Here is a 26,011-nt window from a genome sequence, read left to right on the forward strand (position 1 = left end):
CCTGTGGATAATGTGGATTTGGACCGCAAAACCCATAAAAAAGCGTTCCTTTTCTGGGGATAACTCTGTGGAATCTGTGGAAAGTGTTCGCTCTACATAATCTGGACCGAGAAAGAGGTGGCCTATGAATAAGCGCCCAAAAAAGGCGAAAAAGAAAAAGATCAATCCGAAAACCCGTGCAGCGTGGATTGCCGCGGCAATTTTGATCGTTGCATTTTTGGGCTGGCTGCTGTTTGTGGAGCTCGATGTAACCAGTGCTTTTACCCAGGGCAAGGTGTGGGATCTCGACAATCCCCTCAAAGGAAAAACGGTGGTGGTGGACGCGGGCCATGGCGGTACGGACGGCGGCGTGCTCAGCCCCAATCTTCAAATCAAGGAATCGGATCTCAACTGGGCGGTCGCCAGTGAACTGAAGGCTCTGCTTGAAAAAAGCGGCGTGACGGTGATCATGACGCGCAACGAGAAGGAGGGCATCGTGGTGGACGGCGTCAATTACTCCGAGCAGGGCAAGAAGCAGGAGATGGCGATGCGCAAGAAGATCATCAAGGACAGCAATGCGGACCTTTTCGTATCGGTGCACATGAACCGCTTTGAGAAAGCCGAATATAAGGGCGCGCAGACCTTCTATTATCCCGGTTCCACGGAAGGGGAAAAGCTGGCCACCATTATTCAAAACGAGCTGATCAACGGCCTTGATAAGTCCAATACCCGCAAGCCGCGGGCGGAGGATTTCTATGTGCTATATGCGGGCAACATGCCTTCCACGCTGGTGGAATGCGGCTTCGTATCCAATCCTGAGGAGGAGAAGCTGCTGGCCGATCCTGATTATCAAAAAAAGGTGGCCTGGTGCATTTACTCGGGTCTGATGAATTACGGCGCCCAGTCCTATCCATAAGGCCTGTCCTTTTGAAGCCGGCTGCGGTATAATGAATTGATCAGGGGATAAAAGGGGGATTGGGTTGAACAGCGTATGGTATGCGGCGGTGGAGAAGCTCAGCGGAGCGGCACTGCCATTGGAGGCGGCAGAGGCCCGGCGGATGAATCCGCTGGTGCTGGCGTATATGGGAGATACCATTCATGATCTGTTTATCCGCACCACCTTGGCGGTGCGGGGGGACGGATTGGTTAATTGTCTGAATAGAAAGGCTGTGCGGCATGTCAACGCTCATGGACAGGCCGTGGCGGTGCAGGACATGATGGAGGGGCTGACCGAGGAGGAACAGGATGTGTTCCGATGGGGCAGAAACGCCAAGTCAGCCACCTCGCCCAAGCATGCGGACATTCAGGAATACCGCAAAGCCACCGGATTCGAGGCGGTTTTGGGGTATCTTTATATCACGGGAAGGACGGAGCGCCTGGCCGAGCTTTTAACAAAGGCGGCTGCGGCAGTGAAGGAGGAGGAAACATGCCAAAGACAACCATGAAAGCGACGCTGCTGCGTCATACGCCTGACCCCGAAGGCACCATTGCCTTGGGGGCAAAGCTGTGCTACAGTGCATCCGAATTGGACAAGCTGGCTGCCGGGGTGGAAAAGAAGGATCAAGCCGGCTTTATTCGCAGGCTTATCTCCATGAATCATCTGTCGGTGATGGAGCATGCCAGCTTCACCTATGGCATTTCCGGGGTCTCCCGCAGTCTGCTGGCCCAGATTACCCGGCACCGGATTGCCAGCTTCTCGGTGCAGTCCCAGCGCTATGTGTCGGCGAGCTCGGAGAAGCGGGGCGGATTTTTCTATGTGGTGCCCCAGGGTGTGGAACGCCTGGGAGAGGATGCGGTGGCGGAGTTCGAGGCCCAGATGGACACCATCCAGAGCTGGTACGATGGATGGGTTGAAAAAATGGGAGGCACCGGAGAGGGCGTCAACGAGGATGCCCGGTTCGTGCTGCCCAATGCGGCGGCCACACAGATGCTGGTGACCATGAATGCCCGGGAGCTGATGCACTTCTTCCGGCTGCGCTGCTGTTCAAGGGCTCAGTGGGAGATCCGGGCTTTGGCCTGGGAGATGCTGCGCCAGGCGGTGGAAGTGGCGCCCAATCTCTTTGAAAATGCGGGCCCGGCCTGCATCGCGGGTCCCTGTCCGGAGGGTGAAAAAAGCTGTGGAAAAGCTGCGGAGATGAAGGCGCGACGGCGGGCGCTTATGGAGGAGAACCATGGGTGACTGGAAAAAGAACGATGGACTGGAGCGGGAAAACGCGGGGCAGGAACAGGAACGTCTGGTGATGGGCCGCAATGCCGTGCGGGAGGCGCTCAAAAGCGGCCACAGCATTGAGCGAATGTATGCGGCGGAAGGGGTCAAGGAAGGCTCCATGGGCGAACTGCTGCGCCTGGCCCGGGATCACCACATTCGAGTGGAGACGGTGGATCGGGCGAGGCTGGACCTTTTGACGGATCATGGGGTGCATCAGGGCGTGGCCCTTCGCGTGTCCGCTGCCGACTATGTCACGGTGGAGGATATTCTGGCCTATGCGAAGCAGAGGGGGGAGGCGCCCTTTGTTGCCGTGCTGGACGGCGTGGAGGACCCGCATAACCTGGGTTCCATCCTGCGTACGGCGGAGTGCTGCGGCGTTCATGGCGTGATCATTCCGAAGCGGCGTTCGGCCGGACTGACGTCCACGGTGAGCAAGGTGGCCTCCGGAGCGGCGGAATATGTGAAGGTGGCCCGGGTGGCCAACATTGCCCAAACCCTTGAGCAGCTGAAGAAGGAGGGCCTTTGGGTGGCCGGCGCCCATATGGAGGGGGAAGCCTACACGAAGGTGGACCTCACGGGTCCCCTGGCCCTGGTGGTGGGCGGCGAAGGAGCGGGCATCTCCCGTATTGTGCGGGAAAAATGTGACTTTCTTTGCCGCATTCCCATGAAAGGGAAAATCGACTCCCTGAATGCGTCGGTGGCGGCCGCGGTACTGCTGTACGAGGCGGTGCGCCAAAGATCATGATGCGGGAAATCTTGGTGGTGGACGGCTACAACATGATCCACGACTGGCCGCCCCTGCAAAAGCAGCTTGGGGTGTCTCTGGCCTCCGCCAGGGATGCGCTGGTGGATATGCTGGAGGACTGGCAGGGGTATACCGGTGTGCCGGTGATGGTGGTTTTTGACGCCCATCAGGTGCCGGGCGGTGAGGTGGAAGATTTCAGCCCCGGCCGGGTGAACGTGGTCTTCACCCGGGAGATGAAGACGGCGGACAGTTATATCGAACGGATGGTGGATGAGCTGGAGGATCAGCGGGTGACGGTGAAGGTGGCAACTTCCGATGGGGCTGAGCAGTCCCTCATCCTTTCCCGCGGTGCCGTACGCATGTCCGCACGGGAACTCTATGAGGATTATGTGCGCCTGCGGAAACGGAAGATGGCGGAGCTGACCGGCCGGGTGGCCCGGGATCACGCGCTGGAAGGCCGCCTTCCCGAACATGTTCGCGAAAAACTCGAACAGATGCGGCGAAATAACGGGCTATAAGGAGGTAACCTCCCCGTATTCCCGATATTTTGCGCCTTGACGAAGCGTTGTCCTGCCTGTATAATTTATATTATGTTGACATGCGTTTCGCGGGAAGGAAGCATCATGGAAGTTGAGACGAACTACGAACTGATGAGCGATGAGGCCATCGCTGAAGAGGCAAGGGGCTGTTCTGGCGGTCCTGCGGAGGCCTATTTGCTCAACAAGTATAAGAACTTTGTGCGCTCCAAGGCGCGCTCCTATTTTCTCGTGGGCGCCGATCATGAGGATATCATCCAAGAGGGCATGATCGGCCTTTTTAAGGCCATTCGGGATTACCGCCCGGACAAGCTGTCCTCCTTCCGGGCTTTTGCTGAACTTTGCATCACCCGGCAGATCATCACTGCCATCAAGACGGCTACCCGGCAAAAGCATATTCCCCTTAATTCCTACGTTTCCCTCAATAAGCCCGTCTATGAGGAGGGGTCGGACCGAACGCTCATGGATGTGCTTTCCGGTGCCAAGACCCAGAACCCTGAGGATCTCATTATCGGGCAGGAGGATTATGCTGGCATTGAGAGCAAAATCGGCGAAATTCTGAGTGATCTTGAATGGGAAGTGCTGACCTCCTATCTTCAGGGCAAGAGCTATCAGGAGATTTCAAAGGAGCTTGGCCGCCATGTCAAGTCCATCGATAATGCCCTGCAGCGGGTTAAGCGCAAGTTGGACAAGTATCTGCAGCTCCGCTGATCCAAAGCTTTGGCATAAATCCTGCAGACGGGCCGTTTTATGGATCAAGAACCACTTTTTTATTGACAAGACCCCCTTTGAGGATTAGAATAGATTTCGATTCCTGGGCCGAGGCGCGAGGTGGCCCATGCGGGCGTAGCTCAATGGTAGAGCCCCAGCTTCCCAAGCTGGTCGTGAGGGTTCGATTCCCTTCGTCCGCTCCAAAAATATTATGCTGGTGAAACACCCGGACCCGTTGCCTAGGGGGAAGGAACCGAAAAAGGAGGAAAAGCAAAATGGCAAAAGCGAAGTACGAACGTACGAAACCCCATGTAAACATTGGAACGATCGGCCATGTGGACCATGGCAAGACGACCTTGACGGCCGCGATCACGATGGTGCTGGCGAAGAAGGGGCAGGCGGAAGCGATGGCGTACGACGCCATAGATAAGGCGCCGGAGGAGAAGGAACGCGGCATCACGATCAACACGGCGCACGTGGAATATGAGACGGAAACGCGGCACTATGCCCATGTGGACTGTCCGGGGCATGCTGACTACGTGAAGAACATGATCACGGGAGCGGCGCAGATGGATGGAGCGATCCTGGTGGTGTCGGCAGCGGACGGCCCGATGCCGCAGACGCGGGAGCACATTCTGCTGGCGCGGCAGGTGGGCGTGCCTTACATCATCGTGTTCATGAACAAAGTGGACATGGTGGACGACGAGGAGCTTTTGGAGCTGGTGGAGATGGAAGTGCGGGATCTTTTGAGCTCGTACGATTTCCCCGGCGATGATATTCCGATCATCAAGGGATCGGCGCTGAAGGCGCTGGAAGCGGTGCAGAGCGGAGACGACGTGGAGACGAACGAATGGTGCAAGCCGATCTTTGAGCTGATGGAAGCGGTGGACAGCTACATTCCCACGCCGGAGAGAGCAACGGATCAATCGTTCCTGATGCCAGTGGAAGACGTGTTTTCGATCACGGGCCGCGGGACCGTAGCGACGGGCCGTGTGGAGCGCGGAACGGTGAAGGTACAGGACACGGTGGAGCTTGTGGGCATGACGACGGAGCTGCGGCAGATCGTGGTAACGGGCGTGGAGATGTTCCGGAAGCTGCTGGACCAGGCGGTAGCGGGAGACAACATCGGCGTGCTGCTTCGGGGCGTGCAGAGGAACGAGATCGAGCGCGGGCAGGTATTGGCGAAGCCGGGGACGATCAAGCCGCACACGAAGTTTGCGGGACAGGTGTATGTGCTGACGAAGGAAGAGGGAGGGCGGCACACGCCGTTCTTCAACGGATATCGTCCGCAGTTCTTTTTCCGGACGACGGATGTGACGGGAGTGATCGAGCTTCCTGAGGGCGTGGAGATGGTGATGCCCGGGGACAACATCACGATGGAGATAGAGCTGATCACGCCGGTAGCGATTGAGGAAGGATTGCGATTTGCGATTCGGGAAGGCGGCCGGACCGTGGGTGCGGGCGTTGTTTCCTCCATCGATGGCTGAGGTAGAGATTGAAACAAAACAGGGCAGGCAAACTGCCCTGTTTTCTTTTCAAATGGGGAGACATGTCCCAAAAACCCGTGGAAAAATATTGACATGAATTCCCGTGTGTGATAGATTATTTAAGTACGGCTCCGGAGGGAGTCATGGTTTTTGCGGCCTGTTGACTGGGCACCTTTTTGGGACACAAAAAACGGGCGCAAGCTACTCACAGCGGAAAAGGAGGGCCTAGGGGATGCGTACCAAGATCACGCTGGCCTGCACCGAATGCAAGCAGCGCAACTACGATACCATGAAGAACAAGAAGAACGATCCTGATCGTTTGGAGATGAAAAAGTACTGCCGGTTCTGCAAAGCGCACACCGTGCACAAGGAAACCCGCTGATCCCAAGGGATAAGCAGGGTATAAGGATGTGAAAAGATGGCGAAGGTAGATAAGGTGGTTGTGGAAAAAGCTAAAAGTGGCAAACCGGCGAAGAAGAAAAAGGAACGCCGTTTTCATCCTATACGCTTTTTCAAGGAAATGTTCTTCGAATTGAAAAAGGTCACCTGGCCCACCCGCAAGGAATTGGTCAACTACACGTTGGCGGTTGTCGCTTTCATGATTTTGATGGCAATCGTTATTGGTGTTGTTGATTGGGGCTTTGGTAGCCTGCTCAAGCTGATTACGAGCTAAGGAGGGGGAGCCCATGGGCTCCCAGTTCATATGTCTGAACAAGAAACCAATGGGAAATGTCAGTGGTATGTGATCCACACCTATTCGGGCTACGAAAACAAGGTGAAGGCCAATTTGGAGAAAACGGTGGAAAACCGTAATCTTCAGGAGTTCATCGAGGAAGTCAAGGTGCCCGTGGAAGAGGTCATCGAAGTGAAGAACGGGAAGAAGAAAAGCGTGCAGCGCAAGATCTTTCCGGGTTATGTCATGGTCAAAATGAAGATGACCGACGAGTCCTGGTATGTGGTGAGAAATACCCGCGGTGTGACGGGATTTGTGGGCCCTGGTTCCAAACCCGTTCCGCTGACCGATGAGGAAGTACGCTTCATGGGTGTGGAGAATGTGCCCATCAAGCTGGATATCAATGTGGGCGAAAACGTGAAGGTGATCGCCGGTCCCTTGAAGGATTTTGTGGGCGTGGTGGAAGAGATCCATCCCGAACATCAAAAGGTGAAGGTGACCGTATCCATGTTCGGCCGGGAGACTCCGGTGGAGCTGGACTTCGCACAGGTGCAGCGCATGTGATTCGAATTAAGACCGCGATCCTGCGGTTTTAAATAAGTGGGAGGGATGCTCCGTCCCGCAATAACCACTTGGACAGTATAGGAGGTACAAAATGGCAAAGAAAGTTATGGCTTACGTTAAGTTGCAGGTGCCCGCCGGTAAAGCGACGCCGGCTCCGCCGATTGGTCCCGCTTTGGGCCAGCACGGTCTTAACATCATGGGCTTCTGCAAGGAATTCAACGAGAAGACGGCTAAACAGGCGGGTCTTATCATTCCCGTGGTGATCACGGTGTATCAGGACCGTTCGTTTACCTTCATCACCAAGACGCCCCCGGCGGCGGTGCTGATCAAGAAGGCTTGCGGCATCGATAAGGCCAGCGGCGTGCCCAACAAGACCAAGGTGGCGTCGATTACCAAACAGCAGGTAAAGGAAATCGCAGAGCTTAAGATGCCTGACCTCAACGCCGCGTCCGTCGAAGCGGCCATGCGCATGATTGAAGGAACGGCCCGCAGCATGGGCGTCACGGTTGCGGAGTAATTTTCCGTACGTGGGAGGCCTACACCGTTAAGACCACAAGGAGGAAATTTGAATGAAACACGGAAAGAATTATCAGGACAGTGTGAAGCTGTATGACCGCCAGAAGAGCTATGAATCCAAGGAAGCCTTGGATCTGGTTGTAAAGACTGCGAAGGCCAAGTTTGATGAGACGGTGGAACTGTCCGTCAAGCTGGGCGTCGATCCCCGCCATGCCGACCAGCAGGTCCGCGGCACCGTTGTGTTGCCCCATGGTACCGGCAAGAAGGTGACTGTGCTTGTTTTCGCCAAGGGGGATAAGGCTGCGGAAGCCGAAGCGGCTGGCGCCGATTTTGTGGGCGCTGAGGAGCTTGTGACCAAAATCCAGTCCGAAAACTGGTTCGATTTTGATGTTTGTGTTGCCACGCCGGACATGATGTCGGTGGTGGGCCGGATTGCTCGTCTGCTCGGCCCCAAGGGACTCATGCCGAACCCCAAGAGCGGTACGGTGACCATGGATGTTGCCAAGGCTATCGCGGATATCAAAGCCGGTAAGGTGGAGTATCGTGTGGACAAAACGGCTATCATCCATGTGCCCATTGGCAAGGTGTCCTTTGGTCAGGAGAAACTTGCGGAGAACTTCAAGGTGATCATGGACGCGATCGTTCGGGCGAAGCCTTCCGCCGCCAAGGGTACCTATCTCAAGAGCATCGCCGTGTCCTCCACCATGGGACCTGGCATCAAGATTACCTACAACATCTAGTTGACAGGGGCTTTTCCCCTTGTTATACTGATTAAGGCTTAACTCATACCGTAGACAGCAGGTGCACGCCTTAAACGCTTTGCCGGCCTGCCGAGGAGATCGAGTTTGTAATGGACTTTTTCGATACCCTCATGCTGTTTGCGTGAGGGTATTTTGTTTTCACTTGAAGGAGGTGAACAAGATGGGAAAGAATCTGGAGCTCAAAAAGCAGGTGGTTGCGGACATCAAGGACAAGCTGGAACGCGCCGAGGGCGTGGTGCTGGTGGACTACCGCGGACTCACCGTGGCCGAAGTTACCGAGCTTCGCAACCAGTTCCGTGCGGCCAATGTGGAATACCGGGTGCTGAAGAACAACCTGATCTCCCTGGCGGCGAAGGAGCTTGGCATCGAGGGATTGGATACCTACTTGGAGGGTCCTACGGCGGTGGCTTTTGGCTATGAAGATCCTGTTGCCGCGGCCAAGGTGATGAACGCTTTCATTAAGAAGACGCAGAAAACCGAGATCAAGGCCGGTTTGCTGGGCACGGAAGTTCTGGACGCCAAGGGCGTCAAGGCGCTGTCCGATCTACCCAGCCGCGAAGTGCTTATTGCCAAGATGCTGGGAAGCCTGCAAAGTCCCATTGCTGGACTTCTGGGCGTACTCAATGGAGTACCCCGTGCCTTCGTATGTGCGCTGGATGCGGTGCGCAAGCAGAAGGAAGAGACCGCATAATCCGGGCGATACCGTTCCGGTAGGGGAATGTTCCCCGATTTACACTCAACATTACTAAGATTAAATGGAGGGAATTTAAAATGACTCGTGAAGAAATCATGGAAGCTATTGCCCAGATGAACGTGCTGGAGCTCTCTGAGCTCGTTAAGGACATGGAGGAGAAGTTCGGCGTGAGCGCCGCTGCTCCCGTGGCCGTTGCTGCTGCTCCCGCTGCTGGGGCTGCCGCTGGCGGAGCTGCTGAGGAAGAGAAGACCGAGTTCGACGTGATCCTGAAGGATGTTGGCGCCGAGAAGATCAAGGTCATCAAGGTTGTGCGCGAGATCACCGGTCTGGGCCTCAAGGAAGCCAAGGCTCTGGTTGACGAGGCTCCCAAGCCCTTGAAGGAAGGCGCTTCCAAGGAAGATGCCGAGAAGATCAAGGCTCAGCTGGCTGAGGTGGGCGCCACCGTCGAAGTTAAGTAAGATCCTAAAAGAAAGAGGCAGGTTTGATCACCTGCCTCTTATTTTTTTGCATTAGCTTTTACCGCTCCTTGTTATATGATGCCCAGGGGATATCAGGCGCCGTCTTTTGTCAGGCACGCAGGGATCCTGCTTCGCCAAGGAAACGCATACACGGAGCGATGAGGGCGCGTTCCAGGCCGCCCGTTCGCTAAATGGTTCCTGAACCGGACAAAAATATTTGGGTGTCCAGACACTGGAACTTCTTATTGATCCAGTTCACAGGGATAGCGCTTCTTGAGATAGATCGTCATGAGAATGGTGACGAAGATCAGAATGGAAGATAAAATGAAGATCGGGCGGTATCCGCCGAAAATACTGTTCCGAAACAGGTCGATGACCACGCCCCAAATCAGAGCACCAATACCGGCGCCCACATCGTAGGAGGCCAGGTAGGTGGAATTGGCCGTGCCGCGGCGGGTGCGGGGTACCCCGGAGAGAGCCAGCACATTCAGATTTGGCCAGCAGAAACCGCAGCCAATACCATAGACGGCCGCCGAAATATACAGTAGGGCGGTGGAGTTGATAAAGGCCATGAGCAGATAGCTGACGATGATAACGGAGAAGCTCATAATGAGCATGTTGTATTGGCCGAACCGCGAGGAGAGCCTTCCGCCAAAAAGCCGAACAAGCAGCATAAAGATGGCTTGAATGACAAAGTAGAAACTGACGTTTGCCAGCCCCAAAGAAGTGGCAAAAAGGGAGAGAAAGTTCACCGAAGTGGCCGTACAGATGGCAATCATGATGGTGAGCACACCCGAGGGCATGCTCTTTTTCTCAAAGAATTTCCAGATACCCTTGTATTGATCGGGGGAGACCGGCGTTTCCTCCGCGTCCTCCCGGGCGACCTTCTCCAGAAAGGCGGGACTTTTCTCGTAGCGCAGGGTCATCAAGATGGTGAAGGATACGATCACCGCAACGATGGAGCAGATAAATACTATGTTGGGATTTATCTCAATGAGAGCCAGACCCACTGCGGGGCCCACGGCAATGGCCAAGGAGGTGAACAGGCCGTAGTAGCCGACGCCTTCTGCCATTCGGCTCTTGGGCAGGACATCCACCACCATGGTTCCTGTAGTGATGGTGGTGGCGGAGGCTCCGAAACCCTGAACCATGCGGAAGCAGACCGTCAGTGCAACGATGGGAAAGGATATGTACCCGAAAAGCGGAATGCCCAGCAGGATGAGACCGACGATGCCCACGATCAGGCGGCCTTTTTTGTCAATGATGTTCCCAGCCACGAAACGAACCAGCATGGCACAGATGGTGTAGCCCGTGGCTACGCTTCCGATCATGGTTGCACTGCTGCCCAATTGTTCCAAATAGATGGGGAAGGAGGAGATCAGCATCTGAATGCAAATATTTGCAAACAGGGCCAAGGAGCCTACCTTGATGAAGTCTTTTGTCCAGAGCTTCTCCTGATAAGGGTTTCTTGTTGCCAAGAATTTTTTAAACATAGAATACTCCTCCATAAAAATTCAACACAAACCCTATTTTAGCGCATAAAAATTACTTTGTAAATGTCAAACCTACAAATATTGAATATTCTTGATATTTATTTTTTACCATGGTCAAGGAATAGGAAAAATGAATGATTTACTGTAATTTTTTTATATGGAATCCCCGAATTCAAACTTCTGCCTTCGCATATTGAAGCCAAGAAATCCTGCTTCGATGAGAGAGTAGCCTACGCAGTCATCGGGAAAGAAAGAATATTCCGAACATACCCGCTGCTGCGGCCGATCAAGGCTGGAGTTGGATCTCTTTTTACAACATGTAATCAAAAAGAGGGGCAACCGTGGAGACGACGCGAATAAGAGCACGTTTAAGCCATGAGACCTTTCCGGCGAGAATTCCAGGGCGGTGAATGTAGGTGTAATCTCTGCGATTAATCTCCAGAGAGCGGTCGAAATAGGGGGTCAGTTTGCTGGTCAGGTGTTCCGTGAAGGGTTCACTGTCAATAACCAGCATGGTTTCCGTACTGAGGTAGGAACTGCGGGATTCCATGTTGAAGCTGCCCACCGCTGTAAGGCGCTTTCCGAAAATGAGGGTTTTGGCATGGATGGAATCGGGCCCCTGATATTCAAAGATGGTCATACCGCCTTTGACCAGCCGCCTGCGATGACGGATATATCCCGAATAAGCCGGGATGTTGGGGGTTGCAGCCATGGAATTGGTGAGCAGCGTTACCTGTGAAGGCAAACGTTTTTGCTTGAGGTAGGAGAGCATGCTCCGGGTGGGAATAATATAGGGACTTTGAATAAAGATACCCTCGGAGGTTCCGTTGATGAGCTGAGCCAGTTCCCACCAGCACCAGGGTTCCTTGCTCATGCGGGCGATGGGGTTATGAATCAGTGTGACATTTCGGGTGGAATAGCTGATATCCGCCCAAGGGATGGGCTGAAACAGATCCGCCTGACGGCGCCTCCCATCCTCGAGGAATGCCCGAAGCTGTTCCTGCATGGCCTTGCCGCGAAGCCGGCTGATCCGGCCCGCAATCTTTTGGGCGGGCGCGCAGTAAGGACAGTTGAAAAGCTCCTCAAAATAGTCGGCGATCTGACGGACCGCACTGTTTGAGGAGGGATGCTCCAGAATGCTGTACACCACGACGTCCCGATCCTGGGTGGGAATATTGGCGGTGGTGCGGAAGAAACGGTTGCCGATATTTCTCCCGCCCAAAATGGCAAGCTCATCGTCAACAACCATAAACTTGTCGTGCATACGATTGTTGAAAACCCAGGGTCTCAGCAGCTGGAAGGGTTCGTAGAGGCGCAGTTCAATATTGGAATGAATTTCAAAAGCATGAATCACATCTTCCATGTCCCCTTTGAGTCCATGGAAGAAACCGTCCAACACCATGCGCACATGAACGCCCCGGTCCGCCGCATCCAAAATGGCGGCCAGGAAAAGCTTGGAGGTCTCCCCGGGCAGAATGGCGTGGTAAGCAACAACCAGCGTCTTTTGCGCCCGCCGGATAAGATCGAGGCGGGCCCTCAGGCCTTCCGAAGGGGTGTCCACCAGACAAACCCGGTCCTCGCCATCGCCATCCCCGTAAAACCTTTGAGGACGATGGCTTTTTTGATATGAATCGCTCACCTTGGAGGGGGAACGAAAGATGAGCACACCCAGCAGCATCACGTAACATACGAAAACGACCAGCGCCGTTCGAATGCCGCGCCAAAGCCCTTTGGGCAGAAAAAGACTCATAATTCCCATCCTTTCGACATAGTGATTATATCACTCCAGCCAGGGAAGATCAAATGCGACAGTTTTGCATGAAAATAAAAGCTTATTTTCTTTGAAACACCCTCTTGAATTTTACATTTTGATCAAGTATACTGAAATCAGGATAGAAGATTTTTCTATCCAAGGTTGGGAGGTGTTTCCCTTGCACAAGCGCTACCGTTGGGCTGTGATCGGCACAGGCACCATCGCCCGCAAGTTCTTATCCGATCTGTCCAGGATTCCGGAAGCTGAAGTTTATGCGGTTTGTTCCCGCAGTCTCAGCAGGGCCCGGGAGTTTGGAGAGGACTATGGGGCAACCGCATTCTATGACGATGTGCTGGCGATGGCGGAGGATCAAAATGTGGATATTGTCTACGTTGCGACGCCGCACACGGAGCATTTTGGCAATGCGATAACCTGCATGGAAAATGGAAAGGCCGTACTGGTGGAAAAACCCATGGCGGTCAATGGCGGGCAGGCCCGCAAGATGATGGAATGCGCGAGAAGAAACAATGTTTTCTTGATGGAAGCCATGTGGAGCCGGCTGTTTCCGGCATTTCGTACGCTGGTCAAATGGGTAGCGATGGGACGCATGGGACAGATCAGGAATATCAGTGCGGACTTTGGATTCCTTAACACCCACGGGCCGGAGGAACGGCTGCTGAATCCCGTATTGGGCGGCGGCGCCACCCTCGATGTTGGACCCTATGTGATATGGGCGGCTGCGTCGCTGGTGGGGCTTCCCGCCAAGGTGCAGGCCATGGGCAGATTGGGTGAGACCGGTGTGGATGAACACACCATCATCAATCTTCAGCATTCCATGGGCGTGACTTCCCAGCTCATGTGCGGCATTGATGGCAAGACACCGCAGCAGCTTATCATCACGGGTACGGAAGGTTGGATTTGGGTTCCTGATTTCTGGCATGCGGATACGCTGATCTATCAGCCAAGAGGGGAGAGCGACGAAGAGGTGCTGTCCTTCCCTTATGAGGGACTGGGCTACCAATTCCAGATCAATGAAGTGATGGACTGTGTTTCGAAAGGCTTTACGGAATCGCCGAGGGTTCCTCTGTCGATGTCCGTATCCATCATGGAGGTCATGGATGAGGTGCGGCGCCAAATCGGCGTGCGCTATGCAATGGATTAGACACCCCATGACACCTTGAAGGAGGTGGTACCGTTGGACGACTTCGAGTTTTTGAGCCCCACCAAGATTATCTTCGGTAGAAATACCGTGGAGAAGGTGGGGTTGGAGGCGGCCCGCTGGGGCAGGAAGGCTTTGCTCCATTATGGCGGAAAAAGCGCCCTGAAGAGTGGCTTGATTCAAAGAGTGAAGGATTCTCTGATCGCTCAGGACATCAAGGTCATCGAGGTTGGCGGTGTGGTACCCAATCCGAGACTCGCACTGGTGCGCGAATGCATCGACCTGGTGCGAAAAGAGAAGATCGATTTGATCATTGCCGTCGGCGGCGGAAGCGTGATTGACTCCGCCAAAGGCATCGCGATGGGCGCGGTGTATGAAGGTGATGTTTGGGACTTTTACAAAGGCAAAATCCCGGAGGCGGCATTGCCCATAGGCGTGGTTCTTACCATCCCGGCAGCGGGTAGTGAAGCTTCGAACAGCAGCGTCGTTACCGACACCGATGGTGAGGGCGGCTGGAGAAAGCTGGGCGCCAAAGGTGAGGCTTACAAACCGAGATTTGCCATTCTTGACCCAGAGCTGACGTATACGCTCCCGGCCTATCAAACGGCTGCAGGTGGCGTGGACATCATGGCTCATGTGATGGAACGATATTTTACCAACACACCGGATGTGGATTTGACCAGCCGTCTGTGTGAAGGGGTACTGAAAACGATGATTCAGCAGTTGCCCATTGCCCTCACGGATCCGGAAAATTATGCGGCTCGTGCACAGATCATGTGGGCGAGCACGCTGGCCCACAACGGATTGTTGGACACGGGCAGGGCCACCGATTGGGCCTCTCACCGCATGGAGCATGAGTTATCAGCAAAATGGGATGTAACCCACGGCGCGGGTTTGGCCGTGATGTTTCCCGCCTGGATGAAATACGTGTCTCCGAAAAAGACGAAACAGTTTGTGGAGTTTGGAAACCGGGTATTTGGTTTGGACGTTGACGTATATCATCCTGAGAGAACAGCAAGGGAAGGGATCAGCCGCCTGGAGGCCTTCTTCAAATCGCTGGGAATGCCCACCAGCATTCGCGACCTGGTGGAAGGTGAAGTGACGGACGATGATCTTCGGAGCATGACCGAGCGATGTGCAATCAATCCCGATGGCACTTTGGGCGGACTTGTGAAGCTGACCCGGGAGGACATCTATCAAATCTACAAGTTGGCCTATTGACCGACTTGGGCTTCGGATGGAGCAACAAGTGCATATTGAAAAGCGGCCGCATCATCGATGCGGCCGCTTTTTTAGGAGCGCAGCTGTAAAAGGGCTAAGGGCGTTTGCGTTTCGCCGATCCGGGTGGCTTGAAAATCACCATGGCAATCGGAACCGGCGGTGATAAAAAGTCCGTGATCCCGACAAATGGCGAGGCAGGTTTCGGTTACGGCATCGCTGTGGGCGGGATAGTAACATTCGATTCCGTCCAGTCCCAAGGTCAGAAGGTTCTCAACCTTGGCCCGGAAATGGGACATACTGATGTTGCGGATCACCTTGCCAGGATGGGCCAATACGGCATAGCCGCCCGCCCGGTGAATGGCCCGGCACACCTCCTCTACCTCGGGAAAGCCGGCCTCGCCATAGGTGATATGGTAGCGGTCATAACAGCGAAATCCTTCATGAAGCTGCTGCGTGATCCCGCATTCCATAAGGTAGTGAAGCGCTTTCCAACCTCCTCCGTTTTTTGGCATACGATAACGGGTATAGGCGGCTAGGGAGACCGGTTCTCCCGCAGATTCCATAGCCGCGATGAGATCCACACTCATCTGGTCAAGACAATAACGGCTATGGGCTACAAAGTCCTTGAAGGATGTGTCCTCCAGATCCACATCATATCCCAGGATATGATAGTCCACGGCCTGATGAAGGCTGTCCAGTTCCACGGCGGACAGACAGTCAAGACCTGCGCCGGCACAGAGGGACACCAACTCACGACTGCCGTCCAGGGCATTATGATCGGCGATGGCCAGCAGGGATACTTTTGCCTGAAGCGCGGCTTTCACAATTTCCCCAGGAGTCATGGTACCATCGGAATAACAGGAATGGATATGCAAATCTCCGTACATCAACCATCCTCCTTCAGCGCATGGGATGATAAAAGCTGAGTAATTTCATCCAGAGAAAATTCTTTTTCACAGACTTGATCATATTGGTAAGCACTTACATTATTATTATACAAGGCTTTAGTAGGCACAAAGAATAGATAAGGCGCTGTGACGATAGCGAGCACCAGGGACAGTATCCGCCGGACTCTTGGACTCGGAGCGGCTCTTCGGAACGTGATAAAATAATTGAACACATAAATGAGCGCGCCGGAAAAAATGGTCACCAGCAGTACAAATATAAAACCGCAGATGCTGCTGAAAGGATTGAGGGATATGGGCAAGGCGATGTTTTCATACCACCAGGCGGAAGTGCCCGTTGACGCCCACAGCAAAAGTGCACCGCCCAGAAGATCGGCTAAAAAGCCAAACAGCCAAATCCATAGAATTGTGCGCCGGTAAAGCTTTCCCTTATCCGTCAGATGCAGCGCCGCCATGGCGATCCACAGTACCGCACTGTCCAGCGCGAAGTTCACCGGCAGGGCGATGAGCCAGGCGGCGGGGAAAATGATGAGCAGCCAGATGGGAAAATAAACATTGTAAAGCTTGTCTTTCATGTCTCACCCCGATCGAGCTCCAGTCCCATGTAACACGGGGTGTAGGGCAGCTCGGAAGAAACTTTTTCTCCGATCTCGGTGAAGCCATAGGATTTGTACCAATCCTTGAGCTTGGCATTCTCATTGATGACGACAATATCCAGGGTGGGCGCGCCCAACGCCCGGGCGGCAATTTCTCCATGCTGAACCAGAGCGCGCCCATATCCGCGGTGACGATACTCGGGCTGAACGGCGACGAGTTCCAGCATGGCAGGGCTGCTCTCGCGGCTGGGCGGCAGGAGGCAGGCGCATCCGGCCAGATGATCCGCTTCGAAAAGACCAAAAAGCAGACCTCCCTTGGATCTTCTGGCTTCAAGATCTTCCGCACGAATGAAAGCGGCATACTGGGGGCAGTTTTCCGACGTGATGCCATAGCGCCTGGCGATAGCGAGGAAGGATTCCCGAATAAGCCGGGCGCATTCAGGCAGCTGTTCAGACGACAGTTCACGGATCGCAAAGGACAAAGAATACACCTCCCCAAAATCTTTATAGCTTCATTGTACACTCTAAAAAAGACCTTGAACAGGTGTTGGAGAAAATAATTCATTTGTTAAAGACATTTTGGGCCGCGGTGCCGCGATACCTGGACCCGCCTTTGCGGCGGCAACGATGGCGTGCAGACGGTCATTCAAGCTGAGCGGCGGAGTGCTGCATCCGAACAGGGCAAGAAACGCTGCATAGAGTTTTAGTAGCCGCTAGCAGTATACGCCATCTCGTTGACGAGGACCGCATCAGCGCGGGAGGCCAAATAGAGATCATAAGGCGTGGAGCCAGCGTACTCCACCCTGTACAGGGTGCCTCCCCGACGGTAGATGGCGGTGCCCTCATTGCCGTGGAAGCTCAGGGTTGCGATCAGATCCTTTCCGGCATAGAATCGATAGGTGCAGGGAAGCTGAACCGCCCACTCGTCGTCGGGCACCCGATCGGTGATCTTGGCCTCGGTGAAAGCGTTGACCAGGGCGCCGACTTCATCGGGGTCCTCCACCACCTTGCTGGCTGCACGGCCGGAGGCTGGCGTCAGGGTGATCTCAATGCGATCCACCTTGGCACCGGTGGCGGGGCTGATGGGGCTTTCCGGTCCGCGGTCCAGATTCAGCGCAGCGAAACCCACAAGCACTGCTCCAAGGGTAAGAATTGTTCCCACCATCCATTTTTTCATCCGAACCGCCTCCCATCTTTTCCTTGTTAAAAGTAGGACGATGGGAATAAGGGAAAAGTTGCAAAAAAATATCCGGCATAGAGCCGGATATTTTCATGATCAAATTATTGGGTTGCCTTGATCTCCGTCCAGAGGGAATCGTACATTTCGGTGGCGTCGCCCAGGTCCTCCATGGTTACGCACCGGGCCTTTTCTTCCTCCGTGGGATTGGCTGCGGGATCGGCCTTCAGCTCCTCGGAGAGCTGGTCCTGCACCTCCGGCAGGGGGCTGGCGTACCCGATGTAGTCGTTGTTCATCTTGGCAATGTCCGGGCGACACATGAAGTCAATGAACTTCATGGCGTTGTCATAGTTGGGGGCGTCCTTGGGGATGGACATGCCGTCCACCCAGATGTTGGAGCCCTCCATGGGGATGGCGTAGGCCAGGTTCTCGTTTTCGTTCATGCAGTAAACCGCGTCTCCCGACCAGACCACGGCCAGCGAAGCTTCACCGCCGATCATCATATCCTTGACGTCATCGCCCACATAGGCGAGAACCAGCGGCTTTTGCTCGATGAGAGCAGCCTTGACCTTTTCAAGGTCCGCAGCTTCATGGCTGTTCGGATCCACGCCGACCTTTTCAGCGGCAACAAAGAAGGAATCGCGGACCGAATCCAGCATCAGAATCTGCTTGGAGTACTTTTCATTCCAAAGAATGTTCCAGCTGTCCACCGGGTCGGTGACCTTGGTCTTGTCGTAGAGAATACCCACGGTACCCCACATGTAAGGCACGGAGTATTCGTCGGTGGGATCATAAGCGGGGGAGAGCAGTGCGGGATCAATCCTGCTGTAATTCTCCAGCTTGGACATATCCATAGTTTCCAGCATGTCCTCCCGAATCATGCGCTGGATCATATAGTCCGACGGAATGATCACATCATAGTTGCTGCCGCCGCCTTTGATCTTGACGTACATGTCCTCGTTGGTGGCGAAGGTGTCATACTTCACCTTGATGCCGGTTTCCTCCTCAAACATGGTGAGGACCTCACGGTCAATGTAGTCGCCCCAGTTATAGACCAGAACCTCCTCGGTGTTGCCGCCGGAGCAGGCACTGAGGGCGAAAACCCCCAAGAGCATCACGGCAGCCAGCAGAAAGCGAAGCTTTTTCAATCCATTACCCCTCCATTTTTGTTTTGTTTTTTAGCGTCCCTGGCCGTACGAACGTTGACAATGATGAGCAAAAGCAGCACCGCAACGAACATGAGCGCGGACAGAGCGTTAATCTGAGGATCGATACCCCGCCGGGCCATGGAATAGATATGGACCGACAGGTTCTTGACGCCGGACGAGGTGAAGAAACTGATGACGAAATCGTCCAGCGACAGGGTGAAGGCCATGATAGCGCCGGTGATCACGCCGGGCATGATCTCGGGCAGGATCACCTTGCGCACCGCCTGTACCGGGGTGCAGCCAAGATCCATGGCCGCCTCGTAGCTGTGCTTGTTCATCTGCTGAAGCTTCGGCATGATGGACAAAATCACATAGGGTATGCTGAAGGTGATATGACCCAGAAGCATGGTGAAGTATCCTAGATCCAGCTTTGCGAAGACGAACAGAATCATGAGGGATACGGCGGTCACGATCTCCGGATTGAGGATGGGGAGATAGGACACGTTCATGCAGAGGGCCTTGGGCCACTTCTTCATCGAATGGATGCCGATGGCGGCCACCGTGCCGATCAGGGTGGCGACAATGGCCGTGATGATGGCCATGGATAAGGTCACGTACAGCGCGTTCATGGTCTCCGGATCGGAGAAGAGCTTGGCATACCATTTGAAGGTGAAGCCCGTCCAGGTGCCCCGGGATTTGGATTCGTTGAAGGAAAACAGGATCAGGATGATGATGGGGGCGTACAGGAAAAGCAGTACCAGCCCCAGATACAGATTCTTGCCGAACTTTTTCACCAGAGCCGTCCCCCTTCCTCATCGTCGTAGCGATAAAAAATACCCATACTGATGAGAATGAGCGCCATCATGATGATGGACAGGGTGGAACCAAAATGCCAATCGTTGGCAAAGATAAACTGCTGCTCGATCAGATCACCGAAGAGCATAAACTGGGCGCCGCCGAGCAGCCGGGAGATGACAAATGTACTCACCGCCGGCATGAACACCATGGTCACGCCGCTCATCACCCCGGGAAGGCTCAAGGGGAAGGTCACCTTCCGGAACACCCGGGAAGGCCGCCCGCCAAGATCTTGGGCCGCCTCGATGAGGGAGCGGTCGATCTTCTTAAGCGAGGTGTAGATGGGCAGGATCATGAAAGGCAGGTAGTTGTAGACCATGCCAAAGACCACCGCTCCAGAGGTGTAGAGCATCTGGACCGGCTCCAGCCCAATGGCCTGCAAAAAGGAGTTGATGATGCCGGTGTTCTCCAGAATGGCCTTCCAGGCGTAGGTGCGCAGCAGAAAGTTCATCCACATGGGTACCATGAAAAGGAGCAGCAGCGTGCCCGCCTTGGAAAAGTCCCGGCTGGCCAGAATCATGGCCGTAGGATAACCGATCAAAAGGCAGATGATCGTGGACAGCAGGGCCATGACCAGGGAACGCCAGAGCACGGACAGGTACACGGGCTGAAAGAATTTCTCGAAATTCTCCAGGGAGAAAGCCACGCGGCCGCCGGAAGCATCCACCGTGAAGGCGTAATAGAGCACCAAAAACATGGGAATCACGATGAAGATGCACATCCAGACGATATAGGGGGTGGCAAGCCATTTACGCTTCATCCATCAGGCCCCCTTTTTCATAATGTGAATCTCGTCAGGTAGGATAACCATGCCAATTTTCTGACCGGGCTCCTTCATATAGGTGCTGTGAATCATCCAATCGAAGTCCTGGCAGCGAATGATCATCTCGTAATGGACACCCTTAAAGACCACCGACTGGACTTCGCCCACCAGCATGCCCTCCTCCGGAGAGACCACCTTGATGTCCTCGGGGCGGACCACCACTTCCACTTCCTCGTTTTTCGCAAAGCCTTTGTCCACGCACTCGAATTCCCGGCCGGCAAAGACGGCTCGGAAATCATCCAGCATGACGCCGGGCAGGATGTTGGATTCACCGATGAAATCGGCTACAAAGGCGTTTCGCGGTTCGTTGTAGATATCGATGGGAGTGCCGATCTGCTGAATCTCGCCATCCTTCATGACCACCACCGTATCGGACATGGTGAGGGCCTCCTCCTGATCGTGGGTGACATAGATGAAGGTGATGCCGGTGCGCTGCTGCATGTTTTTCAGTTCGATCTGCATGCCCTTGCGCAGCTTCAGATCCAATGCGCCCAGCGGTTCGTCGAGGAGCAGGATATCCGGTTCATTGACCAGCGCCCGGGCGATGGCTACTCGCTGCTGCTGACCGCCGGAGAGGGAGTCCACCGAGCGTTTGTTGTAGCCCTTGAGATTGACCAGCTCCAGCATGCGGTCGACCTTCTCCCCAATCTCCTTCTTGCTCAGCTTTTTGATCTTGAGGCCGAAGGCGATATTATCCGCCACATTGAGGTGGGGGAAAAGGGCGTAACGCTGAAAGACCGTATTCACCGGCCGTTTGTGAGGCGGAACTTCGGTGATGTCCTTGCCCTCGAAAACCACCTTGCCGGAAGAAGGCATTTCAAAGCCGCCGATGATGCGCAGCGTTGTGGTTTTTCCGCAGCCCGAAGGCCCAAGGAAGGTCACGAATTCCTTTTTTCGAATGGAAAGATTGATGCCTTTGAGGGCGACATCGCCGCCAAAATCCTTCTTGACGTCCACCAGGGACAGAATCACTTCATCACTCATGCCTGCACCTCTTTTATATCTGAATCAAAAACTGGGAGGTGTCGCCACCCATAGGACCACGGCCTCCCGCTTGCCCGGATTTTCGATGCAATGGGAAGCGGTCGCCTTAAAATAGAAGGAATCACCCTTCTTCATCCGATATTTCTGTCCACCCACATGGAGCACGATCCGTCCGGAAAGCACATGGCCGAATTCTTCACCCTCATGGGGGTCGTCCAGCTCCGTTTCGCCGCCCGGCGAGAGGGTGAGCATGATGGGCTCCATGCGGTTTTTCTGAGCGCTGGGAATCAGCCATTTGACGGAGCGGGTCATGTCATCCGAGCGGCTTTCAAAGATATCTTCCTCACCAAAACAGATCTTTTCCGGCTCCTTTTCGTTGAAGAAATCCCGCAGGTTTGTGCCCAGGCATTCGAGAATGTCCATCAGCGTCGCGATGGAAGGGGAGGTGAGATCCCTCTCCAGCTGAGAAATAAAGCCTTTGGACAGATCCGTGCGCGCTGCAAGTTCGCTTTGCGTCAGGCCGTACCGCACCCGAAGCCGTTTAATTTTTTCACCGATTTGCATGGGATTTAGCTCCTTTATGCTAAACCAAAGGTTTAGCGGTACTAAAGTTTGCTATCGTTAACAAAAAAGTTTAGAAAGACTAAACAACAAAGATATATTTACCATATGAAGGGTGAAAAGTCAATATGAATTTTGTTGAAGGAGGGCGGAAAAAGAAAATATATCTCATAATAAAATATACATTGACAGGCGAGGTATATTTGTTTATAGTGAAAATGGAAAGTGTGGTGAAGGGCATGTCCATTGCATCCGATATGATTCGAGGGCATACGGATACGATCATACTCAGCCATTTGCTGAAAAAAAACAGCTATGGTTATGAAATCAATAAGGCGATTCAAGAAAAGACGGATAACCGCTATGAGCTCAAGGAGGCAACGCTCTATACCGCTTTTCGCAGACTGGAGCAGGCGGGATACATCACCTCCTATTGGGGGGACGAGCGCACTGGCGCCCGGCGGCGCTATTACGCCATCACCCCTCTGGGCCGGGAACACTACGCCGCCATGGTTCAGGAATGGCAGCAGACCAAGGACTTGATCGATCGATTGATCTGATAGGAGGAAAACCATGATTGAAAGGATTCGGGAGTATTTGGAGCGGGCCTTTGCCCATGCGCCCCAAACGGCCAAGGTGCTGGAACTCAAGGAGGAACTGTTCGCCAACCTGGTGGATAAATATCAGGACCAGCTGAACAACGGCGCCTCGGAAGAGGAGGCGTACAATGTGGTCATCGGAGGCATCGGGGATATCTCCGACCTCATTGCCAGCATGGAGGAGCCCAGGGACGTTGACGCCAAGCGCCGGCGGGCGGCCATCACGGCTGTGGCCGTAGCGCTGTATATTCTAAGCCCCTTTCTGTTCCTGGTGGGTGAGGAGCTGTTCCATTTGGAGATGCTGGGCATGTTTTTGTTTTTCGGCTGTATCGCGGTGGCCACGGCCATGCTCATCTACGTGCACATGACCAAGCCCGAAACGAACCCGGAGGAAACCATGGTGGAGGATTTTAAGAAGTGGCGCAGGCAGAGCGCCCGCAGCGAAGCCGCGCAAGGCTCCCTTCGCTCGGCTTTCTGGCTGATCGTGGTGGTGATTTACTTTGGGGTGAGCTTCTATTTTGGAATTTGGGGCTATTCATGGCTGATCTTTATCATCGGCGCCGCCATCGACCGGTTGGTGAGCGGACTGTGGCACCTCAAGGAGGACGGCGATGAATAAGAAGATGGGCGTTGTGCTGTGGAGCATCATTTTGACGGCGGCTGTGATTGTTTTTTTAACGCTGCTTTTTGGCGATCTGAAGGGAGATGAAGAGAATATGACCCGAGAATGGGTGTTCACCGAATCCATCCAGAAGTTGGATATCGAATGGGTATCCGGCAACGTCAATCTGAACCGCTGGGATGGTGAGGGCATCAAGGTGGTGCAGACCAGCTGGGGCAACTTTTCCGAAAAGCAGATATTAAAAGCGGACATTACGGGCGGAACTCTCAAGATTCGGGACGGCCGGAGGGGTTTTCACCTGTTCAGCTTTGGCGGCACGAATCTGGACATTTACGTGCCCAACCAATCCTTTGAGGCCATGGACTTGGACAGCGTTTCCGGCGATATAAACGGAACGGCTCTTGACATATCCCGCATCAATGTGAAAAGCGTTTCTGGAAGCGTACATTTGTCCGGCGCCTTTGCGGAGGTTCAAGTGGATACCACCAGCGGCAGTGTGACATTGACCTCTGAAACCATGCTGGAACGGATGGGCCTCAAAGCGGTTTCCGGCAGTCTCACCATCATGATTCCGGAAAATGACGGCTTCACCTTGAACTTTGACAAGGTTTCCGGAAGTTACTCCACCGATTTTAACTGCTCACAGGAAAATGACCGCTACACCTACAAAGGTGGAGGCGCCATGTTCAACGCCGATGTGGTGAGCGGGGACGTTAAAATACTTCGACTGCCCTAGGCCCAGCGGTCGGGCAGCAGTTCATCCAAGGGCTTGACGCCGTCCTCCAGGAGAACCTCGGCATTCACGTTTCGGGGATCGATCTGGAACATAAATTCGCGGCAGCGGCCGCAGGGCGGCACCACGTGGCCGCCTTCCCACACGGCAACAATCTTGACGATCCTGTTCTCACCGGCGGTTATCATTGCGGCGATGGCGGCATGCTCAGCGCAAAAGCCCATCGAGCAGGGAACGTCGATACAAACGCCGGTGTAAACGTGGCCGGCTTCGGTGAGAAGAGCGGCGGCGACCGAGCCAGCGGAGGCGTTATCGGTTAAATCACGGGGATTGAGTGTTTTTTTGGCGATGGCCCGGAGTTCATCAAAGTTCATATCTATTCTCCTTGTTTTTTTGCTGCCGATATTACAGAAAGGATGCGCCCACAACCCCTACGAGAGCCACGGCGAGGATCAGCATCAGGATGGCGAAGGCCAGAACCACGATGGAGATTACCATGCCCGCCACGGCCATGCCATGGCGCTCGGTGGACTTGAGGCCAAGAACACTGAAGATGAGTCCCAGCACGGCAAGGATCATCCCAATGGCATAGTTGAGAGGCGCGATAAGGCTCACCAGGGACAGAATGAAACCCGCAAGAGCAATATTCCTTTTTGGATCGATGGGGGGATTGTACCCCGGATTGGGACCCGGCTGATAGGCCTGCCCGTTGTAGTTTTGCGGCGGAACGCCCTGAGGATTGGTATTTTGATAACCGTAGGCGTATCCTTCCGCGGGACCCTGACCCTCTTCGCCATTGTTTCCCGGGTTCGGTTCGGGATTTCCGCTTGCATAATAGATATCGTTGTTATCGTCCTGCATCCCACTTACTCCCTTCTCATTCCTTTTTATCAGAATATCAGTTTTTTTCCGGAAATACAACAAAAAGGAGAGAATCCCCGGAAGGATTCTCTCCTAAAGAACCTGTGATTAGGCTTTGCCGTTGCAGCCCAGCACATCAACGATCTTGTGGCGAACAGCCTCCTTGACGGCGGCGCGGGAATCGCCAAGATACTGACGGGGATCGAAATGATTGGGATGGGCAAACAGATGCTTGCGCAGCGCGGCGGTGAAAGCAAGACGGAGATCGGAGTCGATGTTGATCTTGCAAACGGCCATGGAAGCCGCCTGACGCAACATATCCTCCGGCACACCCTGGGCGCCGGCCATATCGCCGCCGTTGGCGTTGATGGTGGCCACATCGGCCTGGTTCACGGAAGAAGCGCCGTGCAGCACGATGGGGAAACCGGGCAGGCGGCGGGCCACTTCCTCCAGGATATCAAAGCGGAGCTTGGGCTCACCCTTGAACTTGAAAGCCCCATGGCTGGTTCCGATGGCAATTGCGAGAGAGTCCACACCGGTGCGGGTAACGAATTCCTCCACCTCAGCGGGATCGGTGAAGGCGGCGTCGGCATCGGACACGTTGACAGCGTCTTCGATACCGGCCAGGCGGCCCAGCTCGGCCTCCACAACCACACCGCGGTCATGGGCATAATCGGCCACTTTTTTGGCCAGGGCAATGTTGTCCTCGAAGTCGAGATGAGAACCGTCGATCATGACGGACGTAAAGCCGCCGTCCACGCAGCTCTTGCAAAGCTCGAAGCTGTCGCCGTGGTCCAGATGAAGCACAATGGGAAGACCGGTCTCCTGAACAGCCGCTTCCACCATTTTCACAAGATAGGTGTGATTGGCGTACTTGCGGGCGCCAGCGCTGACCTGCAGGATGACGGGAGCGTTCTCCTCCTTGGCCGCTTCGGTGATGGCCTGGACGATTTCCATGTTGTTCACGTTGAAGGCGCCTACGGCGTATCCGCCCTCATAAGCTTTTTTGAACATCTCTTTCGTGGTTACCAAAGGCATGAAATCTCCTCCTTTTTCGCTTTCGCTGTTAATCCTAGTATAAAACAAGCTCTCGCCTTTTGACTACCAAATTTTAAAAAATTGTGGATCAAATATGTTTTTTGTGCCCTTCGGTTGTTGGATGATGGTAAAATGCGGTATAATGATAAC

Annotated in this window: 33 protein-coding genes, 1 tRNA gene and 1 other annotated feature; of the genes, 20 read left to right on the forward strand and 14 right to left on the reverse strand. The window is 54.3% G+C overall.

Translation table 11 applies throughout. The annotated features are described in order from the left end of the window. The first annotated feature begins 124 nt into the window (after window positions 1-124). The 15 genes from H8696_RS08380 (at window position 125) to rplL (ending at window position 9,333) form a co-directional block, all read left to right on the forward strand. Window positions 125-895 (forward strand): N-acetylmuramoyl-L-alanine amidase, encoded by a 771-nt coding sequence (locus tag H8696_RS08380; RefSeq protein WP_249316570.1) that lies wholly within the window; start codon window positions 125-127, stop codon window positions 893-895. A 64-nt stretch (window positions 896-959) separates the two neighbouring features. After that, window positions 960-1,424, forward strand: a complete 465-nt coding sequence (locus H8696_RS08385) for a Mini-ribonuclease 3 (protein ID WP_249316572.1) — start codon at window positions 960-962, stop codon at window positions 1,422-1,424. After that, on the forward strand, window positions 1,406-2,158 hold the full coding sequence (gene thyX, locus H8696_RS08390) for an FAD-dependent thymidylate synthase (RefSeq protein ID WP_249316574.1): 753 nt from the start codon (window positions 1,406-1,408) through the stop codon (window positions 2,156-2,158). The genes H8696_RS08385 and thyX overlap by 19 nt, the downstream gene beginning before the upstream one ends. Continuing rightward, on the forward strand, window positions 2,151-2,933 hold the full coding sequence (rlmB, locus tag H8696_RS08395; RefSeq protein WP_249316576.1) for a 23S rRNA (guanosine(2251)-2'-O)-methyltransferase RlmB: 783 nt from the start codon (window positions 2,151-2,153) through the stop codon (window positions 2,931-2,933). The genes thyX and rlmB overlap by 8 nt, the downstream gene beginning before the upstream one ends. Further along, on the forward strand, window positions 2,930-3,451 hold the full coding sequence (locus H8696_RS08400) for an NYN domain-containing protein (RefSeq protein WP_249316578.1): 522 nt from the start codon (window positions 2,930-2,932) through the stop codon (window positions 3,449-3,451). Before rlmB ends, H8696_RS08400 begins: the two co-directional genes overlap by 4 nt. Window positions 3,452-3,556: 105 nt before the next feature. Further along, window positions 3,557-4,180 (forward strand): RNA polymerase sporulation sigma factor SigH, encoded by a 624-nt coding sequence (gene sigH / locus H8696_RS08405; RefSeq protein ID WP_249316580.1) that lies wholly within the window; start codon window positions 3,557-3,559, stop codon window positions 4,178-4,180. A gap of 129 nt (window positions 4,181-4,309) precedes the next feature. After that, window positions 4,310-4,383: transfer RNA gene (locus H8696_RS08410), tRNA-Gly, on the forward strand. Between the two features lie 72 nt (window positions 4,384-4,455). After that, window positions 4,456-5,667, forward strand: coding sequence for an elongation factor Tu (tuf, locus tag H8696_RS08415; protein WP_249316582.1), 1,212 nt, complete (start codon window positions 4,456-4,458; stop codon window positions 5,665-5,667). A 232-nt stretch (window positions 5,668-5,899) separates the two neighbouring features. Beyond that, window positions 5,900-6,049, forward strand: a complete 150-nt coding sequence (gene rpmG, locus H8696_RS08420; protein ID WP_249316584.1) for a 50S ribosomal protein L33 — start codon at window positions 5,900-5,902, stop codon at window positions 6,047-6,049. 36 nt (window positions 6,050-6,085) lie between these two features. Next, the gene (gene secE, locus H8696_RS08425; RefSeq protein WP_249316587.1) at window positions 6,086-6,340 is read left to right on the forward strand and encodes a preprotein translocase subunit SecE; all 255 of its coding nucleotides are present in this window, start codon (window positions 6,086-6,088) and stop codon (window positions 6,338-6,340) included. Between the two features lie 30 nt (window positions 6,341-6,370). Further along, on the forward strand, window positions 6,371-6,904 hold the full coding sequence (gene nusG, locus H8696_RS08430) for a transcription termination/antitermination protein NusG (protein WP_249316597.1): 534 nt from the start codon (window positions 6,371-6,373) through the stop codon (window positions 6,902-6,904). A gap of 91 nt (window positions 6,905-6,995) precedes the next feature. Continuing rightward, window positions 6,996-7,421: a 50S ribosomal protein L11 gene (gene rplK, locus H8696_RS08435; protein ID WP_249316602.1), complete on the forward strand. Its 426-nt coding sequence runs from the start codon at window positions 6,996-6,998 to the stop codon at window positions 7,419-7,421. Window positions 7,422-7,473: 52 nt separating this feature from the next. Then, on the forward strand, window positions 7,474-8,160 hold the full coding sequence (rplA, locus tag H8696_RS08440; protein ID WP_249316607.1) for a 50S ribosomal protein L1: 687 nt from the start codon (window positions 7,474-7,476) through the stop codon (window positions 8,158-8,160). A 30-nt stretch (window positions 8,161-8,190) separates the two neighbouring features. Then, window positions 8,191-8,325: a sequence feature (ribosomal protein L10 leader region), on the forward strand. A 16-nt stretch (window positions 8,326-8,341) separates the two neighbouring features. Further along, on the forward strand, window positions 8,342-8,872 hold the full coding sequence (gene rplJ, locus H8696_RS08445; RefSeq protein ID WP_249316610.1) for a 50S ribosomal protein L10: 531 nt from the start codon (window positions 8,342-8,344) through the stop codon (window positions 8,870-8,872). 80 nt (window positions 8,873-8,952) lie between these two features. Further along, window positions 8,953-9,333: a 50S ribosomal protein L7/L12 gene (rplL, locus tag H8696_RS08450; RefSeq protein WP_249316615.1), complete on the forward strand. Its 381-nt coding sequence runs from the start codon at window positions 8,953-8,955 to the stop codon at window positions 9,331-9,333. A 242-nt stretch (window positions 9,334-9,575) separates the two neighbouring features. Here rplL and H8696_RS08455 read toward each other — a convergent pair whose 3' ends face one another. Both H8696_RS08455 and H8696_RS08460 read right to left on the reverse strand, forming a co-directional pair. Continuing rightward, window positions 9,576-10,826 (reverse strand): MFS transporter, encoded by a 1,251-nt coding sequence (locus H8696_RS08455; RefSeq protein ID WP_249316621.1) that lies wholly within the window; start codon window positions 10,824-10,826, stop codon window positions 9,576-9,578. A gap of 310 nt (window positions 10,827-11,136) precedes the next feature. Further along, window positions 11,137-12,576 (reverse strand): phospholipase D-like domain-containing protein, encoded by a 1,440-nt coding sequence (locus tag H8696_RS08460; RefSeq protein ID WP_249316625.1) that lies wholly within the window; start codon window positions 12,574-12,576, stop codon window positions 11,137-11,139. Between the two features lie 181 nt (window positions 12,577-12,757). On the opposite strand from H8696_RS08460, the gene H8696_RS08465 reads away from it, so the two are divergent. Next, window positions 12,758-13,741 carry a Gfo/Idh/MocA family protein gene (locus tag H8696_RS08465; RefSeq protein ID WP_249316629.1) on the forward strand — a complete coding sequence of 328 codons (984 nt, stop codon included), beginning with the start codon at window positions 12,758-12,760 and terminating at the stop codon, window positions 13,739-13,741. Between the two features lie 33 nt (window positions 13,742-13,774). Further along, window positions 13,775-14,959: an iron-containing alcohol dehydrogenase gene (locus H8696_RS08470; protein ID WP_249316633.1), complete on the forward strand. Its 1,185-nt coding sequence runs from the start codon at window positions 13,775-13,777 to the stop codon at window positions 14,957-14,959. Window positions 14,960-15,030: 71 nt separating this feature from the next. Here the strand turns inward: H8696_RS08470 and H8696_RS08475 are convergent, their stop codons facing one another. The 9 genes from H8696_RS08475 to H8696_RS08515 all read right to left on the reverse strand — a co-directional run bounded on the left by H8696_RS08475 (window position 15,031) and on the right by H8696_RS08515 (window position 22,011). Continuing rightward, window positions 15,031-15,846 (reverse strand): PHP domain-containing protein, encoded by an 816-nt coding sequence (locus tag H8696_RS08475; protein WP_249316638.1) that lies wholly within the window; start codon window positions 15,844-15,846, stop codon window positions 15,031-15,033. Beyond that, a complete protein-coding gene (locus tag H8696_RS08480; RefSeq protein ID WP_249316642.1) occupies window positions 15,846-16,439 on the reverse strand; it encodes a hypothetical protein in 594 nt (197 codons plus the stop codon). The genes H8696_RS08475 and H8696_RS08480 overlap by 1 nt, the downstream gene beginning before the upstream one ends. Next, the gene (locus tag H8696_RS08485) at window positions 16,436-16,942 is read right to left on the reverse strand and encodes a GNAT family N-acetyltransferase (RefSeq protein WP_249316645.1); all 507 of its coding nucleotides are present in this window, start codon (window positions 16,940-16,942) and stop codon (window positions 16,436-16,438) included. Before H8696_RS08485 ends, H8696_RS08480 begins: the two co-directional genes overlap by 4 nt. A 221-nt stretch (window positions 16,943-17,163) precedes the next feature. After that, window positions 17,164-17,637 (reverse strand): hypothetical protein, encoded by a 474-nt coding sequence (locus tag H8696_RS08490; protein WP_249316646.1) that lies wholly within the window; start codon window positions 17,635-17,637, stop codon window positions 17,164-17,166. A 104-nt stretch (window positions 17,638-17,741) separates the two neighbouring features. Beyond that, window positions 17,742-18,785, reverse strand: coding sequence for an ABC transporter substrate-binding protein (locus tag H8696_RS08495; RefSeq protein ID WP_249316648.1), 1,044 nt, complete (start codon window positions 18,783-18,785; stop codon window positions 17,742-17,744). Then, window positions 18,782-19,582 carry an ABC transporter permease gene (locus tag H8696_RS08500; RefSeq protein ID WP_249316881.1) on the reverse strand — a complete coding sequence of 267 codons (801 nt, stop codon included), beginning with the start codon at window positions 19,580-19,582 and terminating at the stop codon, window positions 18,782-18,784. Before H8696_RS08500 ends, H8696_RS08495 begins: the two co-directional genes overlap by 4 nt. After that, a complete protein-coding gene (locus H8696_RS08505; RefSeq protein ID WP_249316650.1) occupies window positions 19,576-20,400 on the reverse strand; it encodes an ABC transporter permease in 825 nt (274 codons plus the stop codon). Before H8696_RS08505 ends, H8696_RS08500 begins: the two co-directional genes overlap by 7 nt. A gap of 3 nt (window positions 20,401-20,403) precedes the next feature. Further along, complete coding sequence (potA, locus tag H8696_RS08510) at window positions 20,404-21,447, reverse strand: spermidine/putrescine ABC transporter ATP-binding protein (protein ID WP_249316653.1); 1,044 nt, start codon at window positions 21,445-21,447, stop codon at window positions 20,404-20,406. A gap of 24 nt (window positions 21,448-21,471) precedes the next feature. After that, window positions 21,472-22,011, reverse strand: a complete 540-nt coding sequence (locus tag H8696_RS08515) for a helix-turn-helix domain-containing protein (protein WP_249316655.1) — start codon at window positions 22,009-22,011, stop codon at window positions 21,472-21,474. Window positions 22,012-22,247: 236 nt separating this feature from the next. Here H8696_RS08515 and H8696_RS08520 point away from each other — a divergent pair, with 236 nt between their 5' ends. From H8696_RS08520 to H8696_RS08530, 3 genes are read left to right on the forward strand one after another with little or no spacing between them, the layout of a single operon-like run. Continuing rightward, window positions 22,248-22,568 carry a PadR family transcriptional regulator gene (locus tag H8696_RS08520; RefSeq protein WP_249316883.1) on the forward strand — a complete coding sequence of 107 codons (321 nt, stop codon included), beginning with the start codon at window positions 22,248-22,250 and terminating at the stop codon, window positions 22,566-22,568. Window positions 22,569-22,581: 13 nt separating this feature from the next. After that, a complete protein-coding gene (locus H8696_RS08525) occupies window positions 22,582-23,226 on the forward strand; it encodes a permease prefix domain 1-containing protein (protein WP_249316657.1) in 645 nt (214 codons plus the stop codon). Next, on the forward strand, window positions 23,219-23,965 hold the full coding sequence (locus H8696_RS08530) for a DUF4097 family beta strand repeat-containing protein (RefSeq protein ID WP_249316659.1): 747 nt from the start codon (window positions 23,219-23,221) through the stop codon (window positions 23,963-23,965). The genes H8696_RS08525 and H8696_RS08530 overlap by 8 nt, the downstream gene beginning before the upstream one ends. On the opposite strand, the gene H8696_RS08535 is transcribed toward H8696_RS08530, so the two are convergent. From H8696_RS08535 to fba, 3 genes are all read right to left on the reverse strand, one after another. Then, entirely contained in the window at window positions 23,962-24,336 is a 375-nt protein-coding gene (locus H8696_RS08535; RefSeq protein WP_249316661.1) for a cytidine deaminase family protein, read from the reverse strand. The two genes, H8696_RS08530 and H8696_RS08535, sit on opposite strands and share 4 nt — an antisense overlap. Before the next feature lie 31 nt (window positions 24,337-24,367). Then, on the reverse strand, window positions 24,368-24,823 hold the full coding sequence (locus H8696_RS08540; RefSeq protein ID WP_249316663.1) for a DUF4190 domain-containing protein: 456 nt from the start codon (window positions 24,821-24,823) through the stop codon (window positions 24,368-24,370). 108 nt (window positions 24,824-24,931) lie between these two features. Then, window positions 24,932-25,861, reverse strand: a complete 930-nt coding sequence (fba, locus tag H8696_RS08545; protein ID WP_249316666.1) for a class II fructose-1,6-bisphosphate aldolase — start codon at window positions 25,859-25,861, stop codon at window positions 24,932-24,934. Between the last annotated feature and the right edge of the window lie 150 nt (window positions 25,862-26,011).

This window comes from Gehongia tenuis, assembly GCF_014384795.1.
In the GTDB taxonomy this organism is placed as follows: Bacteria; Bacillota; Clostridia; order Christensenellales; family NSJ-53; genus Gehongia; species Gehongia tenuis.

What these genes read in the sequence shown, in the direction of transcription:
- H8696_RS08480 (WP_249316642.1), bottom strand. Translation starts at nt 16,439, where the DNA reads ATGAAAGACAAGCTTTACAATGTTTATTTTCCCATCTGGCTGCTCATC.
- H8696_RS08535 (WP_249316661.1), bottom strand. Translation starts at nt 24,336, where the DNA reads ATGAACTTTGATGAACTCCGGGCCATCGCCAAAAAAACACTCAATCCC.
- fba (WP_249316666.1), bottom strand. Translation starts at nt 25,861, where the DNA reads ATGCCTTTGGTAACCACGAAAGAGATGTTCAAAAAAGCTTATGAGGGC.
- H8696_RS08490 (WP_249316646.1), bottom strand. Translation starts at nt 17,637, where the DNA reads ATGAAAAAATGGATGGTGGGAACAATTCTTACCCTTGGAGCAGTGCTT.
- H8696_RS08520 (WP_249316883.1), top strand. Translation starts at nt 22,248, where the DNA reads ATGTCCATTGCATCCGATATGATTCGAGGGCATACGGATACGATCATA.
- tuf (WP_249316582.1), top strand. Translation starts at nt 4,456, where the DNA reads ATGGCAAAAGCGAAGTACGAACGTACGAAACCCCATGTAAACATTGGA.
- sigH (WP_249316580.1), top strand. Translation starts at nt 3,557, where the DNA reads ATGGAAGTTGAGACGAACTACGAACTGATGAGCGATGAGGCCATCGCT.
- H8696_RS08515 (WP_249316655.1), bottom strand. Translation starts at nt 22,011, where the DNA reads ATGCAAATCGGTGAAAAAATTAAACGGCTTCGGGTGCGGTACGGCCTG.
- rplA (WP_249316607.1), top strand. Translation starts at nt 7,474, where the DNA reads ATGAAACACGGAAAGAATTATCAGGACAGTGTGAAGCTGTATGACCGC.
- nusG (WP_249316597.1), top strand. Translation starts at nt 6,371, where the DNA reads ATGTCTGAACAAGAAACCAATGGGAAATGTCAGTGGTATGTGATCCAC.
- H8696_RS08540 (WP_249316663.1), bottom strand. Translation starts at nt 24,823, where the DNA reads ATGCAGGACGATAACAACGATATCTATTATGCAAGCGGAAATCCCGAA.
- rplJ (WP_249316610.1), top strand. Translation starts at nt 8,342, where the DNA reads ATGGGAAAGAATCTGGAGCTCAAAAAGCAGGTGGTTGCGGACATCAAG.
- secE (WP_249316587.1), top strand. Translation starts at nt 6,086, where the DNA reads ATGGCGAAGGTAGATAAGGTGGTTGTGGAAAAAGCTAAAAGTGGCAAA.
- rplL (WP_249316615.1), top strand. Translation starts at nt 8,953, where the DNA reads ATGACTCGTGAAGAAATCATGGAAGCTATTGCCCAGATGAACGTGCTG.
- H8696_RS08455 (WP_249316621.1), bottom strand. Translation starts at nt 10,826, where the DNA reads ATGTTTAAAAAATTCTTGGCAACAAGAAACCCTTATCAGGAGAAGCTC.
- H8696_RS08380 (WP_249316570.1), top strand. Translation starts at nt 125, where the DNA reads ATGAATAAGCGCCCAAAAAAGGCGAAAAAGAAAAAGATCAATCCGAAA.
- rpmG (WP_249316584.1), top strand. Translation starts at nt 5,900, where the DNA reads ATGCGTACCAAGATCACGCTGGCCTGCACCGAATGCAAGCAGCGCAAC.
- rplK (WP_249316602.1), top strand. Translation starts at nt 6,996, where the DNA reads ATGGCAAAGAAAGTTATGGCTTACGTTAAGTTGCAGGTGCCCGCCGGT.
- H8696_RS08530 (WP_249316659.1), top strand. Translation starts at nt 23,219, where the DNA reads ATGAATAAGAAGATGGGCGTTGTGCTGTGGAGCATCATTTTGACGGCG.
- H8696_RS08525 (WP_249316657.1), top strand. Translation starts at nt 22,582, where the DNA reads ATGATTGAAAGGATTCGGGAGTATTTGGAGCGGGCCTTTGCCCATGCG.
- rlmB (WP_249316576.1), top strand. Translation starts at nt 2,151, where the DNA reads ATGGGTGACTGGAAAAAGAACGATGGACTGGAGCGGGAAAACGCGGGG.
- thyX (WP_249316574.1), top strand. Translation starts at nt 1,406, where the DNA reads ATGCCAAAGACAACCATGAAAGCGACGCTGCTGCGTCATACGCCTGAC.
- H8696_RS08400 (WP_249316578.1), top strand. Translation starts at nt 2,930, where the DNA reads ATGATGCGGGAAATCTTGGTGGTGGACGGCTACAACATGATCCACGAC.
- potA (WP_249316653.1), bottom strand. Translation starts at nt 21,447, where the DNA reads ATGAGTGATGAAGTGATTCTGTCCCTGGTGGACGTCAAGAAGGATTTT.
- H8696_RS08475 (WP_249316638.1), bottom strand. Translation starts at nt 15,846, where the DNA reads ATGTACGGAGATTTGCATATCCATTCCTGTTATTCCGATGGTACCATG.
- H8696_RS08460 (WP_249316625.1), bottom strand. Translation starts at nt 12,576, where the DNA reads ATGAGTCTTTTTCTGCCCAAAGGGCTTTGGCGCGGCATTCGAACGGCG.
- H8696_RS08505 (WP_249316650.1), bottom strand. Translation starts at nt 20,400, where the DNA reads ATGAAGCGTAAATGGCTTGCCACCCCCTATATCGTCTGGATGTGCATC.